Raw genomic sequence first — 18841 nt, 5'->3', positions numbered from 1 at the left:
TAATAAATCAGAACTTAGTGTTGAAGCACTGAAATATCAGCAACCTTCGTAAACAAGTCACGAAGCTGAGCAAGCATACGTAAACGGTTTGCTTTCAAGTCAGCATCATCAGCCATCACCATGACACCGTCAAAGAACGCATCAACTGGGGCACGAAGTGCGGCAAGTGCAGACAATGCAGCAGTGTAGTCTTTGGCAGCAAATAACGGCTCAACCACAGGCGTGATTTTCGCAAGTTCAGCGAATAACGCTTTTTCAGCATCTTCAACCAGGTTTGCTTCAACCACAGCACCTTCAGGTGCAGCTTCTTTGGCAAGAATGTTAGCAACACGTTTGTTGGCAGCAGCAAGTGCAGCAGCTTCAGGCAATGCACGGAAGTGATTCACCGCATTTACACGCTTGTCAAAATCAAGCGGAGATTTTGGTGACAAGGCTTGAACCGCTTGAATAACATCAACAGCAACACCTTGATCTTCGTATTTCGCACGGTAACGACCTTCAAGGAATGCAACAGCATCTGCCAAAGTCTTGTCGTGATCTTTCAATACATCGCCATAAGCAGCAAGTGCAAGTTTGATCAAATCTTCAATTGAAACATCAAGCTCGTTTTCAGTCACAAGACGCAAAATACCAATTGCAGAACGACGTAGTGCAAATGGGTCTTTAGAACCTGTAGGCGCTTGACCAATACCGAAAATACCTGTGAGCGTATCTAAACGATCCGCAAGAGCAATGGTTGTACCAGTTTTGGTTTTCGGTAAAACGTCACCTGCGAATTTAGGTAAGTATTGCTCACCTAAAGACTCAGCCACTTCCGCATTTTCACCTTCAAGACGTGCGTAGTAAGTACCTGCAATACCTTGAAGTTCAGGGAATTCACCCACAAGCTCAGAAGTTAAGTCACATTTTGCAAGAAGCGCCGCTTTTTCAGCATCTTCCGCTTTTGCACCTGTAATAGGCGCAAGTGCTACAGCCAATTTCGCAATACGTTCAGACTTGTTCCAAAGCGTACCCAATTCAGCTTGGAATACCATGTTTGCAAGTTTCTCTTTACGAGATGCAAGCGGTTGCTTTTGATCTTGTAAGAAGAAGAATTCAGCATCTGACAAACGTGGACGAACCACTTTCTCGTTACCTTCAATAATTTGTGTCGGGTCTTTCGACTCGATGTTTGACACAGTAATGAAGTAAGGTTGAAGTTTATTGTCAGCGTTCACTAAGCAGAAGTACTTCTGGTTGTCCTGCATCGTGGTGATCAATGCTTCTTGAGGAACAGCAAGGAAGCGTTCTTCGAAGCTTGCACGAAGCGCAACAGGCCATTCAACGAGTGCAGTCACTTCGTCACGAAGATCCGCAGGGACAATTGCAATGGCATTCACTTCATCAGCAAGTGCTTTGACTTGTTGATCAATGATGGCTTGACGCTCTTCAAAAGACGCTACAACGTAAGCCGCTTTTAACTTCGCTAAGTATTCGTCTGCATGCGCTAAAGTGATTGCTTCAGGTGCATGGAAACGGTGGCCATAAGTCACGTTACCTGCTTTGTGGTCTTGAATTGTTGCATCAACCACATCGTTGTCTTTCAACAACACAACCCATTTCACAGGACGTACGAATTCAGTACGGCTTGCCGCAGAACGCATACGTTTTGCGATTGGAAGATTATCCAATGCATTTTGTAAAATTTGTGGCAGTAAAACGTCAAGGCTTTGACCTTTCACGTCTTTCAAATAGCATACTTTTTCAACTTTACCGGCTTGGAAAGTTGATACTTGATCTACTGTGATGCCTTGACCACGCATAAAGCCTTCAAGTGCTTTCGTCGGGTTACCTTCAGCATCAAATGCTGCTTGTTTAGCAGGGCCATCAAAACGTTTTTGCGTATCAGCTTGCGCAGCATCAACATTGACGATTTTAAGTGCAAGACGACGTGGTGCTGCATAAGCTTTGATTGAATCAAAAGCAAGACCCGCATCTTTTAAGCCTTTAACCGTTTCAGCATGTAGCGCATCACGTAATTTTTTCAGGCTTTTTGGTGGAAGTTCTTCACAACCCAATTCGAACAAAACGGTATGTTTAGACATTATTTGCTCTCCTTGTTTGCTTCTTTCGCTTCTGCTTCAACTTGCGCTTTTAATTGTGCCAACACTTCATCACGTAATGCAGGTTCAGCCATTGGGAAACCAAGTTCCGCACGTGCTGCTACATAGCTGGTCGCAATAGAACGTGCCAATGTACGTACACGTAAAATGTAACGCTGACGTTCAGTCACAGAAATCGCGCCACGCGCATCCAATAAGTTGAAGCTGTGTGATGCTTTCACGACTTGCTCATATGCAGGAAGTGGAAGTTTCGCTTCGATCAAACGTGTTGCTTCAGCTTCGTAGAAATCGAACAATTCAAACATTTTTTCAACGTTGGCATATTCGAAGTTATAGGTCGATTGTTCCACTTCATTTTGATGGAACACATCGCCATAAGTCACCGTACCGAACTGACCTTTGGTCCAAACCAGATCGTAAACTGAGTCTACACCTTGCAAGTACATGGCAAGACGCTCAAGACCATACGTGATTTCGCCAGTCACAGGGTAGCATTCAACACCGCCGACTTGTTGGAAGTAAGTGAACTGAGTCACTTCCATACCGTTGAGCCATACTTCCCAACCTAAGCCCCAAGCACCCAGTGTTGGAGATTCCCAGTTGTCTTCTACGAAACGAATGTCGTGAACTAAAGGATCAATACCGATCGCTTTTAATGAATCAAGATAAAGCTGTTGGATATTGTCCGGGTTTGGCTTAAGCACCACCTGGAATTGATAATAATGCTGTAAACGGTTCGGGTTTTCACCATAACGGCCATCTTTCGGACGACGTGACGGTTGAACATAAGCGGCATTCCAGGTTTCAGGACCCAGCGCACGAAGGAAAGTCGCAGTGTGGAATGTCCCTGCACCCATTTCCATATCATAAGGTTGCAAAATGACGCAGCCTTGCTCCGCCCAGTAAGTTTGTAAGGCAAGAATTAAGCCTTGGAAGGTATCAATATGCGATATGGCGCGACTCATGGTCATCCACTTAAAATTAGAGAAAAATTGTGCTCAATTATAAGGACTTTGCAGGGGAGTGGCAAAGGGTTAATGTACGGATACTTTTTTGAAAAAAATAAAACAGGCTTAAAGGATACGCGGCATTTAGAGGCTTACTGCAATTTTGGCTTTGCTGGTTGATACAGGTTAATCTGAAAATCAAGAATAAATCAGATGTATGGCGTGCTGTTAACCGGAGAGTCATAAAGTTCAACGGATCTCATACGATTGCGATCCTAGGATTAGTTTAATATTCACGCAATATAATAATGCTTAAAAATAAGGAACTTCATGACTACTTATCAAATTCAATGCCATTTAAAATACAAGGTCGTGCAACCGACAGAATTTATTTTTATGCTTCAGGCGGCACATCATTCCGATCAGAAGATTCTTGAAGAACAACTCAGCTTTAATCTGCCGGTGGCATGGCATGAATTTCAGGATGCACAGCATCAAAATCGACATGTTCGGCTACAGGTCGAACCCTGTGATGCTTTTGAGCTAAATTATACAGCGACAGTGGTTCGCCAACCGAGTCTCTCTCTTGAGCTGCAGCAAGGTCTGAAAGAATTGGCCATTCCTGAGCTGCCCGATGAAGTATTGCCTTATTTATTGGCCAGCCGTTATTGTAATTCAGATTTATTGCTGGAAATGGCGAAACGCTCATTTGGCTGGATGACACCGGGCTATACGCGTGTCAAGGCGATTGAACAGTGGATTTATAATAATATTTTTTATGTGTCTGGCAGTTCTGATCAGTTTACGACTGCTACAGATGTACTGGTGCATCGCGCAGGCGTATGTCGTGACTTTGCCCATTTGGGCATTGCGCTGTGCCGCGCCTTGGGAATTCCGGCACGCATGGTGGTCGGTTATGTGGAAATTGAAAAGTTTTTACCCGATTTTCATGCCATTTTTGAAGCGTATTTAGACGGTGGCTGGGTGCAGTTTGATCCAACCCGTTTGGCTCCGGTCGAAAATCTCATTCGGATCGGCACTGGAGTCGATGCCGGAGATGTGGCATTTTCAACTTATTATGGTCAGGTTGAGCTATTAAAAATCCAGCCTCTGATTCAACCTGAATGAACCTGAATGAATAGGGAGGTCGTAATAAAAACGATCTAAAAAATATCTAAGCAAAATGGTTTAAAAGGATTTTTTCCATTTTAGAGGTAGGCGGAGATAGCACAGCCCTTATAAAAAAATCTGGTTGCGTATTTTTAAGCTAAGCGAAATATTGTTTTAAAAAGCATGTATTCTCGAATGGTGAAAAGATGTAAAACACAGATGCCTTTCATCGGGCTTGGTTCTATAATGCCCAAAATCTATAAACAATAAGATCAGGCGCACTGTGTTTCACTCCCATCTCGACTGGCTCAATACCTTAAAACCCAATTTCAAAGTCCTTCCACTCAAAGACCGGTTGCTCTGCGGAGTTGGAGCACTATTGGGTTTGGTAGTCTCGTCCTTGTTGAGTTTATGGATTCTGGGGGATTTTGAAGCTTGGTATATCGCACCGATGGGCGCATCCTCGGTATTGCTGTTTGCGGTGCCTGCCAGTCCTTTGGCACAGCCCTGGAATATTCTGGTCGGGAATACCATTGCTGCCGTGATTGGCGTGAGCTGTGCCTTGTTAATTGCCAGTCCGACCGAAGCCTTTAGTGTAGCTGTGGCCTTGGCGATCGTCCTGATGATGACCACGGATTCCCTGCATCCACCGAGTGGCGCCGTAGCGATTACCGCAGTGCTGGGTGGCCAGCCGGTGCATGAACTCGGTTATGCCTTTGTATTTTATCCGGTACTACTCAATTCAATTTTACTGATGGTAATTGCCATTGTCTTTAACCGGATGATTGGCAAGGATTATCCGCAGCAAGCTCAACTAAATACTCGTTCCAAGGATCCGACGCCGACCCAGAAAGTCACGATTCAACCACAGGATATTCAGGAAGTGCTGGATCAGCGCACCGAGTTGCTGGATATCAGTGAATATGACCTGCAAAAAATCATTCTGGAGGCACAAAACCGCGCCAATGCGCGTGCGGTACATGAATTTAGCTGCCAAGATATTATGACGAAGGATGTAGCAACCCTGCATGAAAATGATGATATCCAGCACGCATTGGACAAGTTCAAGCAAATGAACCTGATGAGCCTGCCCGTCGTTAATGCCGATGAACAACTGGTCGGTACACTGGCAATGTATCAGGTGGTGGAATGGTTTAAGCGCGCGGCTGATGTTCGTAGCAGCTGGGAGCATCAGGTCAAACATATCATGACCCGTAAGGTAATTACGGTGCAGCCTTTACAACCCATTCAGGATCTGGTGCCGTATTTTGTCGAGCGTTCGTTCAACTATATTCCGGTGGTGAGCGAGCAGCAATTGGTGGGAATTATCAGTCGGGCAGATATGATTGCTGCACTCAATCAGGAGCTGAATCATTTTAAAATGAAAGTTTAAAACCGAATTAAAACGGAATTTAACAGAGCATGTGTGATCAACTCTGGTCAGCTTGCCGGCTGAGAAAACTGTAAAATAGTGCCATCGGCAGGGAAAAACACAGCAGAAACAAAAAATGGGAACTAAAATTTTCACTTGAAGGATGCGAGATATAGGCCAGAATCAGGGTTCCCAGTACGCAGCTCATTAAAATCGTGATGATATTAAACAGTTGATAATGGCGTAGCAGCAGGTGAGTCACCAATAGGAAAGGGAAGATCATCATCCAGTAAGTCAGGCAGACAAAAAAGCTAATAAAAAGCGCTGAAAACAGGCTCTTGAAAATGGAGAAAATCCCAGAGCTGGCTTCATGAAATAGCGCATAAGGGAATAAAATTACAGCTATGATCAGAGGTGCAAGCGCGAGGTTAAATGTCATTTTCCAAGGGGAATTCTGGATCGGTTGAGAGATTAAGTGAAATATCCTGTCCACTATCTATCTGCTACTTTTTGATGTTTTTAATATAAAGACTTTATCTTTATCATTGTTAAAAGCATATTATTTTTCGATGAGAGAAAGATTCAACATATAGGCGATTGATACGACAAAGCACACCGGAGTGTGCTTTGTAGAGGGTGTGATGTTTAAGAGCTGTAATGATTAAATAAAGAACCAGTAAATAAACAGTGAAATAATAAAGATACACATGATATTCAGCACAAAACCAACTTTCATCATTTCGCTTTGCTGGATATGACCGGTTCCAAAAACAATCGCATTTGGTGGGGTGGCTACCGGCAGCATAAAGGCACATGAAGCACCAATACCAATGACGATCACCAGAATTTCTTTGGGCATTCCCATCTGATCCGCAATTGCGGCAAATACTGGTACTAGCAGGGCAGCCGAAGCGGTATTACTGGTAAATTCAGTCAGGAAGATAATAAAAGTAGCGACTACAAAAATAATCATCAGCGGGGAGGTATCACCAAAGGCATTGGCCAGAGTTTGACCCAGTACCAGCGAACTGCCTGAATCCTTTAGAATGGCACTCAAGGTCAGACCACCACCAAATAGATATAACACCCCCCAATCAGTATTTTCTGCAATCTGTTTCCAGCTTGCGGTACCCAGAATCACAACCATACAGGCAGCCGAAATTGCAATCCAGGTATCCGGCTGGGAAATACCAAAAATTTCAGTGAATTTTTTACTGGAAATCCAGGCAATTGCAGTACAAAGAAAGAGGATCATGGTGGCTATACGGGTTCTGGTCCAAGGAATATCTTCGGTCGCAAATTGTATTTTATGATTCAGTTTTGGACGTAGTACCAGATATAAACTGACCAGCATGGCAGGAAGAATAATGAACATCATCGGCAAGCCGATTTTCATCCAGTCGGCAAAATCATAGCCGAGGGCCTTGGCGGCAATGGCATTCGGAGGGGAACCGACCATGGTGCCCAGTCCGCCAATACTGGCCGAATAGGCAATGCCGAGCAGGATAAAGACAAAAGTTTTACGATCCTTGCTGACATCCAGATGTGAAAGCAAACCCAGAGCCAAAGGCAGCATCATGGCAGCAGTCGCCGTATTGGAAATCCACATGGACAGAAGCGCTGTCACCACAAAAATCGCTAGTACAGAAATACCCAGATGCCCTCTGGACATGGAGATGATCCACATGGCAATTTTCCGGTCCAGTTTCTGGATATGCAACGCCGTTGCTAGCGCAAAACCACCAAAAAACAGGAAAATGATAGGATCGGCAAAAGTGGCCAAAGCGGCTTGCGTGGTAATCGGAACCAGTTCTTCACCAGAGGCCATTGGCATGGCCAGTAATACTGCCATCACAGGGACGAGTAAAGCTGTAATCGTGATATGAATGGCTTCAGTCAGCCATAAGATACCGATAAAGGCTAAAAGGGCCAGTCCTTTATTGGCATTCTGGTCATAGGGCAGGTAAAGATATAAGCCATAGGCTACAATGGCTGCGACAAAAATAAGAATCCAGCCTTTCAGCAGTCCTTTGGGCATAGCATTGGTCGGGGTAGCTAGGTTGGTCTGAGTCATATGCTCTCCTTGCAAGGTGTTTATTTACGTCATTTTTATATGCCAGCTTTGAATTTGTAATTTTGATTTGTTTAAAAAATATCCTATTTAAAGATACTATAACCAGATTGTTGCAATAATCCAGCACTTTGCCAGAGAGCATACAAGCCCAAACCCAGAAGTAAAGCCAGGACAATCCATTTGAAGTGCTGCTGAGATAAACGATGGCGTATTTTGCCTCCAATCCAGACACCAGCAAGGGCGAATAAGCTTATCCCGATCAGAATATGCTGTTGATGGGTTTCCAGTGTGATCAGAATTGGAAACAGTAAAACCAGCTGGATCAGTTTACCGGCAATGAAATTGAGATTACTGATAATGACAACATCTGTTTTAGAGAGCTGGCAACTCATCAGATACATCATTAGAAAAGGTGCCATAGCATTGGTCGCACCTCCAATAATGCCGGCCAGTAAACCAAAACAGAGCATGCTGGAAATATGCGGACTAACTTGCAAGGGTCGTGCCCGTAATTGGTCCAAGACATAAAATACAATCACCAGACCCAGTAACAGTTTTAAATAAGCCTCATTGAGCCAAAGTAATAGCTTGACCCCGAGTACACTGCCGATCAGGCTACTAAGCATTAATGGCCAATAACGTTTTATATAATAGCCAATGCTATTCAACAGGCTATGCGCAGGGTCGGCATTCAGCATGATCAGGTTCAGCAGCAGACAGGGCAAAATGACAAGGGTAACCGCGATGCTAAGTGGATATGCGCTGGATAGAACAGCCGTACTCATCATGGGAAAGCCAAAGCCGCTTAAACCATGCAGCAGGGCTGCTACGGCACAGAGCCACAGCATCATCCATTCTGCCTGAGTCATATGAAATCCATTTCAAAAATTAGAATATTGAACTTATCGTGAATTCAACTAAGAAAGAAATTGAAAAGCTGTAATACAGCAAAGAAATAACAAAAAATATAGGCAAAAAAAGCCACGATAACTTGGGGAAATTACCGTGGCATCAAAATTTCATCCCATTTAACCGGGGTGAAAGAGGAAGCTCTGCGATGAAACTGATTAAGAACGCTTGTTAAAAATGACTGTACAGCTTAATAGCATTTATCCTGATTCACTGTACGCACAGGATTTTGATAGCCCTGAGGTTGATGAACGCTGTCATGATCAATTCTGTACTGTTTTTTCGGCATGATTAACCACAACACCAGATAAACCAAAATACCCGGGAAGGCGGCACTCATCATTGAAATCACCACAAAAATTAGACGTAATAAATTTGCGTTCCAACCAAAACGTTCAGCAATACCACCCATCACACCTGCAATCATGTTTGAGCGGTTAGAGCGATATAAACCAACATTGGCCATTAAAATCTCCTGATTAAAAATAGGTTTGAATCCTAAAATGGGTCCATACTTAAAGAAATGGAGTTTACTTAAACTTTTTAAAGTGCTGATTACAAATAAAATCGTTAAGTAATGTTAATAAAGATTAAAACCGGATCTAAGAGCTACTAACATAGTGAAAATTCTATTGAACTCTTGTGTAAAGTTCAGCAGCTTTGCTGTGTGCTTTTTGCTCGCCATGTTTCCTATTTAGGTTTATTAAAAATGAAATTGGATGTATCACGTTGTACATTAAGCAGTTTTTTTAAATGTAGCCTGGTGTTGGGGAGTATGGTGATTTTGCAAGCCTGTGATCAGCAGCAAGTCAAACCTGAACAGGAAGGTCAGGCGACCTCAGAAGAGGGCATTAAAATTTCCACTGCCAATACGAAGGCCGATGTAGTGACTGTCAGCGCCAAATCCTTAACTCAGGTCGCAGGGCAGGCGACTCTTCCGGTAGAAGCTGATTTAAACCCTCGCACTGTGCCAGAGGATGCTAAAGCATTTATTGGCCGCTATCATACTGAAATCGATTGTGATGGCCGCTTTGCGCCTTGTACTGAAGGCAAGGCAGAATTTATTTTGACTCTGATGCCGGATGGTACGGTGCATCGCAGCATTTTACAGTATGGCAAAGTATTTATTGATAATACCAAAAACAGCACGGCTCACAATATCACCTACCGTAAAGACCGCTGGTTTATCAATCCGGAACGTACCGATGTGGTGGTGAATCGCAAAGAAGGGGCGAGCTTTTACTATAAGATTAAAGATTCAAATCACTTGGTCATGAATCTGGAAAAAATCTATAGTGAAAAGGAAAGAACCAACCGGGAATTATTTGATCGCGGTTATCCGGCACCTTCAAAAGCCTATGAACTGGTCAAAGACACATCCTTTCATATTCAAAAATAATGCCTGATAAAAATTGGCTGATCTGGTCGAAAGCTTAATTCAAATACGATTTAGATTAGACAATAAAGGCGAGTGGTGGGAACGCGTAAGCATAAAATCTGGGTGCAGAAATACACGACCAAAACATCGTAATCTAATTAAAATATAATGAAGTAAATCAGAGAAACATTCTAAGGAAAGAATGGTGGGTCGTCCGCGATTCGAACGCGGGACCAACGGATTAAAAGTCCGCTGCTCTACCAGCTGAGCTAACGACCCTGAGGAATAAAAATGATGACCATTTTTATGACGCAAGAGTGTGGTGTACTTTTACGTGATCCTTTCGGAAGATGGTGGGTCGTCCGCGATTCGAACGCGGGACCAACGGATTAAAAGTCCGCTGCTCTACCAGCTGAGCTAACGACCCATCAAGGAATATCAAATAAGTGGTGGGTCGTCCGCGATTCGAACGCGGGACCAACGGATTAAAAGTCCGCTGCTCTACCAGCTGAGCTAACGACCCCGAACCATTATTCAAACTAGGTTTGAATATGCAGTGCAAGTCAAGCTAAATAGCTTAAAGCACCACTTTGTTTGATGGAGCGTATTGTAGCAAGATCTCATTTCAGCGCAAGCAAAAAATAACAAAGTTGCCCATGTTTGATTATAAATACAACAATTATGCTTTATCTAAACAAAAAATAGGCAACTTCAGTACTTAGAAGCGATATTGATAAGCCTGAATATTGGCAAAAATCTCTGCGGTGAGCTCGGAATACACCGTTGCACCTGGCAATAACACCAGCAGGCGTTCATCGGTTTTACTCGGATCAAATGCTTGCTCTTTCAATTTATTTTTCTGGTATTTAAAGGTGCCTGTAGTTTCGACCTGCTGTTGTAAGCGTAAAAATACCGGTACCGCATAAGCCGGTAAGCATTTTTTAAAGCAAGCGGTCATAGCTGCCAAATCTGCATCATTTAATTCTAGATCGGGTTTTAGGGTAATCGCGGCCATGCCGGCACGACCATTGGTATTGGGGATTTCTACACCATACACCACCGCTTCAACGATTTTGTCATACTCGGTCAGCATGTTTTCGACTTCAATGGTTGAAACATTCTCACCTTTCCAGCGGAAAGTATCACCCAGACGATCGACAAACTGCGCATGACGGAAGCCGATATTGCGCACCAGATCTCCGGTATTGAAGTAAGCATCACCTTGGGTAAATACATCCTGCATAATGACTGACTTGTTTTTTTCCGGATCGGTATAGCCATCAAAGGGTGAACGGCGGGTGATTTTACCAATCAGTAAACCGGTTTCGCCTTTTTTCACCCGTTTGCAACGGCCTTTAGTATCCCGCACCGGCTCATTTTTATCTTTATCAAAGGCAATAATCGCATACGGTGTGGGTGAGAAACCAACAGTATTGTCAAAATTGAAAATATTGCTAAAGCCGACATTGCCTTCACTGGAGGCATACAGTTCCAGTACTTCCTGAATGCCAAAACGGGATTTAAATTTATCCCAGATATTCGGGCGCATCCCGTTACCAATCATCTTGGTCACGCGGTGACCTTTTTCCAGTTCAGATGGGGGAGCATCCATCAGATAGCGGCACAACTCACCGACATAACCAATCGCAGAGGCATCAAATTTTTGCACATCCTTCCAGAAAGAAGAGGTCGAAAATTTACGGCGAATCGCCAGGGTGCTGCTCCCTGCAATGACACCGCACCAGCACACCACCATGCCTGTGGCATGATAAAGCGGCAGGGTACAGTACATCACATCATCTTTATTGAGATTCAGCACATGCCCATAGGTGCCATAAGCCAGCGTCCAGCGACCATTGGTAAAGATCACCGCTTTAGGTAGACCCGTGGTGCCCGAGGTGTAAATATAGAACAGCCCGTCTTTGCCCTGTACCGAATGAGTAGTTGATGGATTGAATTTGGGAGCAAGATCGGTTTTTTCAGCCAGGTTGATAAAGCCTTCAGGCGCCTGACCCGGATCGGCTTGAGTGTTTTGATCTGCAAACCAGTGCAGGCGGTCACTGCTAATATTCAGGTCATTACGAATCTCGTTGACTGCATGACGACACTCTTCACCCACAATCAGGGCAATCGGTTTGACCAGATTGATACTGTGCGTCAGCACCTTGCCGACTTGAGAGGTATTGACCAGAGCGGTGGTCACACCCAGTTTAGCCAGACCAATCACGCTGGCAATCAGCTCAGGGCGGTTCTCGACCATGACAGCAACAACATCACCTTTCTTGGCGCCCAAGGATAGATAGAAATGGGCAATCTGGTTGGCCCAGGCATTGAGAGCAGCATAGCTATAGCTTTGCTCTTCAAAACGCAAGGCAATGCCTTCCGGGTTTCGCTTGGTTGCTTTTTCAAAAGCCAGACCCAAGCCGGCCGGTGTGTTCGGAGTACGTAAATATGCCTGTCTTAGACCAGTGAGCAAATTGGGCACTTTGGTCAAGAAAGCCGGGATTTTGGCAGCGACATCTGCAATCCCAATCAGATCGTGTGGTTTCATTTGGGTCATGAGAATCCTATTTATTTTTCGTATCCGATACGTTCAATTTATATACAGTAGACGAGCTATCCATCTTTTAGCGTTAAAACACTAGTGCAATCAACCTATTCTGACTAAATCTAGCAAAAAAAACCTAGTCACCGAAATGACTAGGTTTTTTTAGATGACTGCAATTGAGCAAATTATGATTCAGTTGCAGTATTGGCTTTTTTCGGTGGACGACCACGTGGACGACGTGGACGAGCAGCCTGTTTCTCCGCTTTTTCAGCTTCGCTGGCTTCAGTGTCTTCTGTTGTTACTTCGGCCTGATCCTGGGCTTCTGTAACAGGAGCTTCTGATTCAGCATTTGCTTCAACTGGCGCAGCATCTCTAGGTTGAGCTTCAGTCACTGGAGCCGCTTCTGTAGGAGCTGTATCTACTGGTGCCGTCGTTTCAGTCGCTTGTTCAGCTGGCTGAGCATTTACGGTTTCTTCAATAGCGATTTCAGTGGCTACTGGAGTTTCAGTTGCCGCTGCTTCAGCAGACTCTGCTTGCGCTTCTGCTGCTACAGGTGCTTCTGGCGCAGTTTCAACTGCCGGAGCTGTTTCTACTTTGGCCTGTTGCTTGGCTTGTTGCAGGGCCTGTTCTGCAGCCTGTTTAGCCAGACGGCGACGCTCACGTGGATCGTTTGCGACACGTTTGTCCGACACCGGTTTTGGTGGAGTCAGGTCCAGAACTGGAGCAGGCTCTGCTTCAACCTTGGCTACGGTCACTTGAACATCACGGGTGACCGGTTTTTTCTCTGTGGCAGGCGATGCTGCAGCCACCAGACTCGCGTTGTACTCTTTTGTGAACTTCTCTAGAGCACGGTTGAAGGTTGGCAATAAACCAAACTGTTCAATGAGCACGGAGCAGTCTTCACCATAAACATGGCGAATCAGGCTACCAATAGTGAACTGACCCAAAGTTGGTACTTGTGACGGAGTCAACTTTTGAACTGTAGCCTGTTGAGGCTGTCCTTCACGTTGCTGACGACGACGCTGACGCGGATCGTTGCTGGCACGAGGTTTTTCAGCACTTGATTCTTCCGCTGTCACAACTTCTTCAGCAGGTGCTGTCAGTGCAGCTTCTACTACATTTTCAGCAGCGGCTTCTTCAACTGGCGCATCTGCCGGTGCAGTCACTTCAACCGCTGGCGTTACAACTGCAGCATTGTCATTCAATGCCACGATTTCGCTTTTCGCCTGGTCAATATTCACCACCATAGCAGTCGGCATCACGTCTTGACGTGGCGCATCGACCAATTCAACACGAAGCTGCTTGTCATTGACTGCTGGAACTTCAACGACTGCAGGTGCTGCTTGTTGAGCCTGCTCATTCAGCACGCTTGGATCGCGGTGGCGATTTGGACGTTCCTGACGTGGCTGGTTACGGCGGTCACGACGTGGCATTGCCTGTTGTGGCTGTTGTTCATTGTTTTGAACATCATTTTGCTGAGATGGCTCGTTATGATGCTGACGGCGAGAATTACGCTTGTTTTCACGTGCTTCATGACGTTGCTCTTGACGAGATACCTGAACCACTTCTTCATGCACCTGATGTTGCTGAGGCGCGGAAGCTTCAGACTGAACCTGCTCACGCGGTTCTTTGTGCTTCGGATTACGTGGTTTTTTGTTGTTATGACGCGGTGCTCTTTCATCACGCTCTGCCGGCTTTTCAGCATCACGTTCCTGTTTTTGCGCTACAGTCGATGGTGCCAGGTAAGCATTGCTGCTTGCCGGAGCAACCGGTTGAGACACTTGCTGTGGCGCAGGTTGTGCCACTGGTGCAGACAATTGACCGAACTGACCACGGCTCACCGCACCGCCATTGATCATTTGTTCAATTGCTGCAGCTGCATTGTTGGCAGTACGCGATTGATCAACAGTCGCTGCCTGTTTTTGAACAAACAGGTTTTCTAACCAGGCACATGGGCTAGATGCAGGAGCCGCAACTTGTGCTTGGGCAGGAGCTTGTTGCGCAACAGGTGCTTGCTGTGCATTTTGGTTTTGCTGGTTACGGCGTTTATTGTTTCTGCCGTTGTTTTGCTGTTGAGCAGGCGCTGGGGCAGCAGCATGCGTATGTTCTTCTTCTAAATGCCATTCAGATGACTCATAGCCCAACTCTTTTTCACTTGAACGAGTTGCTTCAGTACGTTCATAGCTGGTTGGTGCAAAGCCTTCGGCATTATAAGTGATTTCATAATGCGGTGTTTCCAGATGCGGGTGAGGCAACACAGTCACACGTACATTTGAAGTCTGTTCTAAATACACCAAGGTGTGACGTTTTTCATTCAATAAGAAGGCAGCAATTTCGACTGGAACTTCGACTTGAACTTCACCATGACGTTCACGTAGCGCGATTTCTTCCACTTTACGCATAATCGAAAGTGATAAAGAACGAAGATCACGGACCATACCGGTGCCATGACAGCGTGGGCAAACGTAGCCAGTCGCTTCTTCAAGAGAAGGACGCAGACGTTGACGGCTCATTTCCATCAAACCAAAACGTGACAATTGACCGAACTGAATACGGGCACGGTCACTTTGCGTAGCTTCGCGTAGCTTCGCTTCCACCATACGCTGGTTGCGGTCTTTGGTCATGTCGATAAAGTCGATCACCACCAGGCCACCGATATCGCGTAAACGTAATTGACGCGCGATTTCTTCTGCCGCTTCAATGTTGGTGTTCAACGCGGTGTCTTCAACGTCGCTACCGCGAGTCGATTTTGCTGAGTTAATGTCAATTGACACTAAAGCTTCAGTTTGGTCGATCACGATCGAACCGCCAGAAGGCAATTTTACTTCACGTTCATAAGCGGTTTGAATTTGACTTTCAATCGCGAAATGCGCGAATAAAGGTTCATTTAAGGTATAAGTTTTCAGTTTTTCTAACTGACGTGGCATTACCGCTTTTACGAAGTTATAAGCTTCGTTATAGGCTTGTTCTGAGTCAATCAGGATTTCAGCAACATCATCACGCAGGTAGTCACGAATGGCACGTGTTACCACACCCGCTTCCTGATGTACCAGCATTGGCGATGGGCCTGAACTTGCCGTGCTCTGGATTTGTGCCCAAAGGTCTAACAAGTGCTGTAAGTCGAGTTGCAGTTCTTCTTGTGAACGGCCAATCCCGGCAGTACGCACAATCACGCTCATACCACGTGGCACGTTCAGTGTTGCCAGCATTTCTTTCAGTTCTTCACGCACTGAACCGGAAATCTGACGGCTGATACCACCACCTTTCGGGTTGTTTGGCATCAATACCAAATAACGGCCAGCAAGTGAGATAAAAGTAGACAGGGCAGCGCCTTTATTGCCACGCTCTTCTTTTTCCACCTGAACCAGAAGTTCGGTGCCTTCAGTGATCAGTTCACGGATATTTGAAGTTTGGCGAGGGTCGGCTTTGTAATATGAATTTGCGATTTCACGCATTGACAGGAAGCCTTGGCGACCTGCACCGTATTCAACGAATACAGCTTCTAAAGAAGGTTCAACGCGAGTCACGTGACCTTTGTAGATATTGGATTTTTTTTGTTCACGGGTACGATTTTCTAAATCAAAATCGTAAAGACGCTGACCAGTGACAAGTGCAACGCGAATTTCTTCGGCATGTGTTGCATTAATCAACATACGTTTCATGGGTGTAACACCTTATAGTGATACACAGCAAAAAATCGCTATACACGTAGCGAACATCACACATCACGGATCAATGGCTCAAATCTGCAATGAATTTCATTGTGGTTTGAGTCTTTTATGACCGAGCTCTATTTAATATAGATGGGCTTCGGTTTTTGATTCACGTATTGATGATGGCAATACGGCTTCAATCTTTAAACGGATTAAAGTCACCTGAACGCTTCACTGGCGGACGAGCGGTGCATTGGATGTGTGTAACTTTCACTGTCACATTGCTCGAAGATCATCCCTTCTTTATAGAAAGTGTCTTGATACGGAATTGTCGTCGTATCTTTACAAACTGTGCAGATCCAATGCATCAACGCTGTAGCCTGAAGTCGTCTTCAGGTTGCGACTAATCTGATGTGTATCAGTTTACGTTTAAAAACCAACAAAGTTGGCGACATATTTTTTAAGACAAACTGATTTATGTACCTGAGGTACAATTAAACGCAACAGTTTGCTTTGTTTGCCGATATAATAAGCCTTCGGCGTGGCATAATTCTTTGGGGACCTTCCCGTATCATGTGAGTCTTTAATTGAACAATCAAGTTCAGAAAAATCTGAAATGATTCAACTTTTACTCACAAACGATGGTTTCCGTGCGCTGACTATATCAAACCTTGCATCATCTGCCTATGGGCTAAGCTTATGTTTCTTGTGTAAAGCATAACCTAAGTGATCAGTTTTTAATCAATTTTAGTATTTTTTGGGTCATAGTAACTGTATGAATTCTACGCAACAATGGCAAAACGTCACTTGGTTTGAAGTGGATGAACATCAAGATGGACAACGCATCGATAATTTCCTGTTTAGTCGTCTGAAAGGTGTGCCAAAAAGCCGTATCTATCGTCTGATTCGTGAAGGCCAGGTTCGCGTTAATAAAAAACGCATTAAAGCAGAAACCAAACTCGCAATCGGTGACCAGATTCGCGTTGCGCCGATTCGCTATGAACAAAAAGATGAATCTGCTGCACCTGTTTCTGACAAAGTGGCACAAGGCTTATTGGCCCGTGTGATTTATGAAGATGAAGGTTTGATGGTCGTGAATAAACCTTCCGGGATTGCTGTGCATGGTGGTAGCGGTGTGGCCTATGGCCTGATTGAGGGCTTGCGTGCCGCAACCGGTAAAAAGTATCTGGAACTGATTCACCGGATTGACCGTGATACTTCCGGTCTGGTGATGATTTCCAAAAAGCGTAGCGTGTTGAAAACATTACAAGATATGTTGCGTGAACATAAAATCAAAAAAACCTATGCCGCTGTAGTAAAAGGGCAGGTCAGTCTGGATAAACAGCTGATTGATGCACCTTTACATCGTTACGAGCTGGCCAATGGTGAACGTCGTGTCTGCGTGTCCCCGAAAGAAGGTAAAGAGTCTAAAACCCAGTGGAATGTGCAGGAACGTTTTATGCATGCCACACTGGTGTATGCATCTCCGCTTTCTGGTCGTACCCATCAGATTCGTGTTCATGGTTTGAGTATTGGTCATCCGCTAGTAGGCGATGAAAAGTATGGTCATGAAACAGAATATCGTGGGCCAAAACCACGCCGTTTGTGTTTACATGCAATGCGTCTGGACATTCCGGGCTATCCAGCAATTGAAGCACCATTGCCAGAAGATATGCAGAGTCTGGTGGCGCAGTTAAGAGCGCAGAAAGCGGATAAACCGGCTGCCCAATAAGGACTTATTTTTTCTTTTAATAAATTTAATCCACCCTCACCCTCCTTTGAAAAAGGAGGGAATTCCCCTATTTCTTAAAGAGGGCTAGGGGAGATTAAATTTCGAAAGAATCCTCTCCCTAAGCAGCACTGCTGAGCAAGTCTCCTTCTTGCACGTCGTTTAAAGCAGTGCTTTAAACTCGTTCAGGAGAGGGAACGTTACTTATTAAATAGTAATGTTGAATTAAAACTTCATTGATAATTCGACTTTATTGGTTCTTTTATTAAAGTCATTTGCTTAAGAATGAAAAATTCCTTCTCCTTGTAGGAGAGGGCTTCAAGACTGAATCAAATCTAGGAAATCTTTTATGAACTCACCTGTAAAATTGGTCATTTTCGATTGGGATGGCACTTTATTTGATTCAGTCGGTCAAATCGTAGCGAGTTTGCAGTTTGCCGCACAGCAATTTCAGCAGCCGTTAACGGATGCAGATGCGAAAAGTATTATTGGACTGGGTTTACCTGAAGTTGCACAGCGTTTATTCCCGACAGTACCAGAATTACATACGGATATTTTGCAGGCTTATTCCGATCATTATGTTGCCAACTCATCAGGAGATTCCTGGTTTGAAGGCGTAGCGCACATGCTCGCAGATTTACAGCAGCAAGGCGTGAAGCTGGCAGTAGCCACAGGGAAAAGCCGTAAAGGTCTGGATCGTGTATTAAAACAGACGAACAGTGAAGAGCTGTTTGTGAGTACGCGCGCAGCCAGCGAAACCCATTCTAAACCTCATCCACTCATGTTAGAAGAAATTCTGGCGGAAACCGGTGTGCAGGCTGAACATGCGATTATGGTCGGTGATACGTCTTATGATCTGGAAATGGCGCAAAATATTGCCATGCCAAGCGTTGGGGTAAGTTATGGTGTGCATGAACCTGAACTTTTAGCACAATTTAATCCAGTCTGTATCGTGGATGATGTGGCTGCTTTGCATAGCGCTTTGTTGGCTAAAGTCCAATGGAAACAAGCAGTTTAAT

13 protein-coding genes and 3 tRNA genes are annotated in these 18841 nt (G+C 44.8%); 5 read left to right on the top strand and 11 right to left on the bottom strand.

Annotation, left to right across the window (positions count from 1 at the left end):
* Positions 1–14: 14 nt before the first annotated feature.
* Together glyS and glyQ are read right to left on the bottom strand one after the other, a co-directional pair.
* The gene (gene glyS / locus MTX11_RS02825) at positions 15–2084 is read right to left on the bottom strand and encodes a glycine--tRNA ligase subunit beta (RefSeq protein ID WP_243474292.1); all 2070 of its coding nucleotides are present in this window, start codon (positions 2082–2084) and stop codon (positions 15–17) included.
* Entirely contained in the window at positions 2084–3067 is a 984-nt protein-coding gene (gene glyQ, locus MTX11_RS02820) for a glycine--tRNA ligase subunit alpha (protein WP_004278542.1), read from the bottom strand. The genes glyS and glyQ overlap by 1 nt, the downstream gene beginning before the upstream one ends.
* 312 nt (positions 3068–3379) lie before the next feature.
* On the opposite strand from glyQ, the gene MTX11_RS02815 reads away from it, so the two are divergent.
* Both MTX11_RS02815 and MTX11_RS02810 read left to right on the top strand, forming a co-directional pair.
* A complete protein-coding gene (locus tag MTX11_RS02815; protein WP_085064258.1) occupies positions 3380–4177 on the top strand; it encodes a transglutaminase-like domain-containing protein in 798 nt (265 codons plus the stop codon).
* 265 nt (positions 4178–4442) lie between these two features.
* Positions 4443–5552: an HPP family protein gene (locus MTX11_RS02810; protein WP_005108011.1), complete on the top strand. Its 1110-nt coding sequence runs from the start codon at positions 4443–4445 to the stop codon at positions 5550–5552.
* 37 nt (positions 5553–5589) lie between these two features.
* Here the strand turns inward: MTX11_RS02810 and MTX11_RS02805 are convergent, their stop codons facing one another.
* From MTX11_RS02805 to MTX11_RS02790, 4 genes are all read right to left on the bottom strand, one after another.
* Positions 5590–5970 (bottom strand): hypothetical protein, encoded by a 381-nt coding sequence (locus tag MTX11_RS02805; protein ID WP_035335232.1) that lies wholly within the window; start codon positions 5968–5970, stop codon positions 5590–5592.
* 222 nt (positions 5971–6192) lie between these two features.
* A complete protein-coding gene (locus MTX11_RS02800; protein WP_243474291.1) occupies positions 6193–7605 on the bottom strand; it encodes an SLC13 family permease in 1413 nt (470 codons plus the stop codon).
* 83 nt (positions 7606–7688) lie between these two features.
* The gene (locus MTX11_RS02795; RefSeq protein WP_005095407.1) at positions 7689–8474 is read right to left on the bottom strand and encodes a sulfite exporter TauE/SafE family protein; all 786 of its coding nucleotides are present in this window, start codon (positions 8472–8474) and stop codon (positions 7689–7691) included.
* 230 nt (positions 8475–8704) lie between these two features.
* Entirely contained in the window at positions 8705–8980 is a 276-nt protein-coding gene (locus tag MTX11_RS02790; RefSeq protein ID WP_243474290.1) for a PspC domain-containing protein, read from the bottom strand.
* Between the two features lie 243 nt (positions 8981–9223).
* Here MTX11_RS02790 and MTX11_RS02785 point away from each other — a divergent pair, with 243 nt between their 5' ends.
* Positions 9224–9913, top strand: a complete 690-nt coding sequence (locus MTX11_RS02785; RefSeq protein WP_243474289.1) for a hypothetical protein — start codon at positions 9224–9226, stop codon at positions 9911–9913.
* A 182-nt stretch (positions 9914–10095) separates the two neighbouring features.
* Here MTX11_RS02785 and MTX11_RS02780 read toward each other — a convergent pair.
* From MTX11_RS02780 to MTX11_RS02760, 5 genes are all read right to left on the bottom strand, one after another.
* Positions 10096–10171, bottom strand: a tRNA-Lys gene (locus MTX11_RS02780).
* Positions 10172–10243: 72 nt separating this feature from the next.
* Positions 10244–10319: transfer RNA gene (locus MTX11_RS02775), tRNA-Lys, on the bottom strand.
* A gap of 20 nt (positions 10320–10339) precedes the next feature.
* Positions 10340–10415 (bottom strand) — tRNA-Lys (locus MTX11_RS02770).
* A 195-nt stretch (positions 10416–10610) separates the two neighbouring features.
* Positions 10611–12452, bottom strand: a complete 1842-nt coding sequence (locus MTX11_RS02765) for a long-chain-acyl-CoA synthetase (protein WP_243474288.1) — start codon at positions 12450–12452, stop codon at positions 10611–10613.
* Between the two features lie 173 nt (positions 12453–12625).
* Positions 12626–16102: an Rne/Rng family ribonuclease gene (locus MTX11_RS02760; protein WP_243474287.1), complete on the bottom strand. Its 3477-nt coding sequence runs from the start codon at positions 16100–16102 to the stop codon at positions 12626–12628.
* Between the two features lie 766 nt (positions 16103–16868).
* Between MTX11_RS02760 and MTX11_RS02755 the strand changes: the two genes are divergently transcribed.
* Complete coding sequence (locus MTX11_RS02755; RefSeq protein ID WP_004278531.1) at positions 16869–17825, top strand: RluA family pseudouridine synthase; 957 nt, start codon at positions 16869–16871, stop codon at positions 17823–17825.
* A gap of 346 nt (positions 17826–18171) precedes the next feature.
* Positions 18172–18840: an HAD-IA family hydrolase gene (locus MTX11_RS02750; protein ID WP_005250564.1), complete on the top strand. Its 669-nt coding sequence runs from the start codon at positions 18172–18174 to the stop codon at positions 18838–18840.
* The last annotated feature ends 1 nt before the right edge of the window (position 18841 follow it).

The organism is Acinetobacter lwoffii, from assembly GCF_022809915.1.
Taxonomy (GTDB): domain Bacteria; phylum Pseudomonadota; class Gammaproteobacteria; order Pseudomonadales; family Moraxellaceae; genus Acinetobacter; species Acinetobacter lwoffii_M.
Note: the sequence above shows the minus strand (reverse complement) of the source record. Positions and strands in the feature narration are given on the sequence as shown.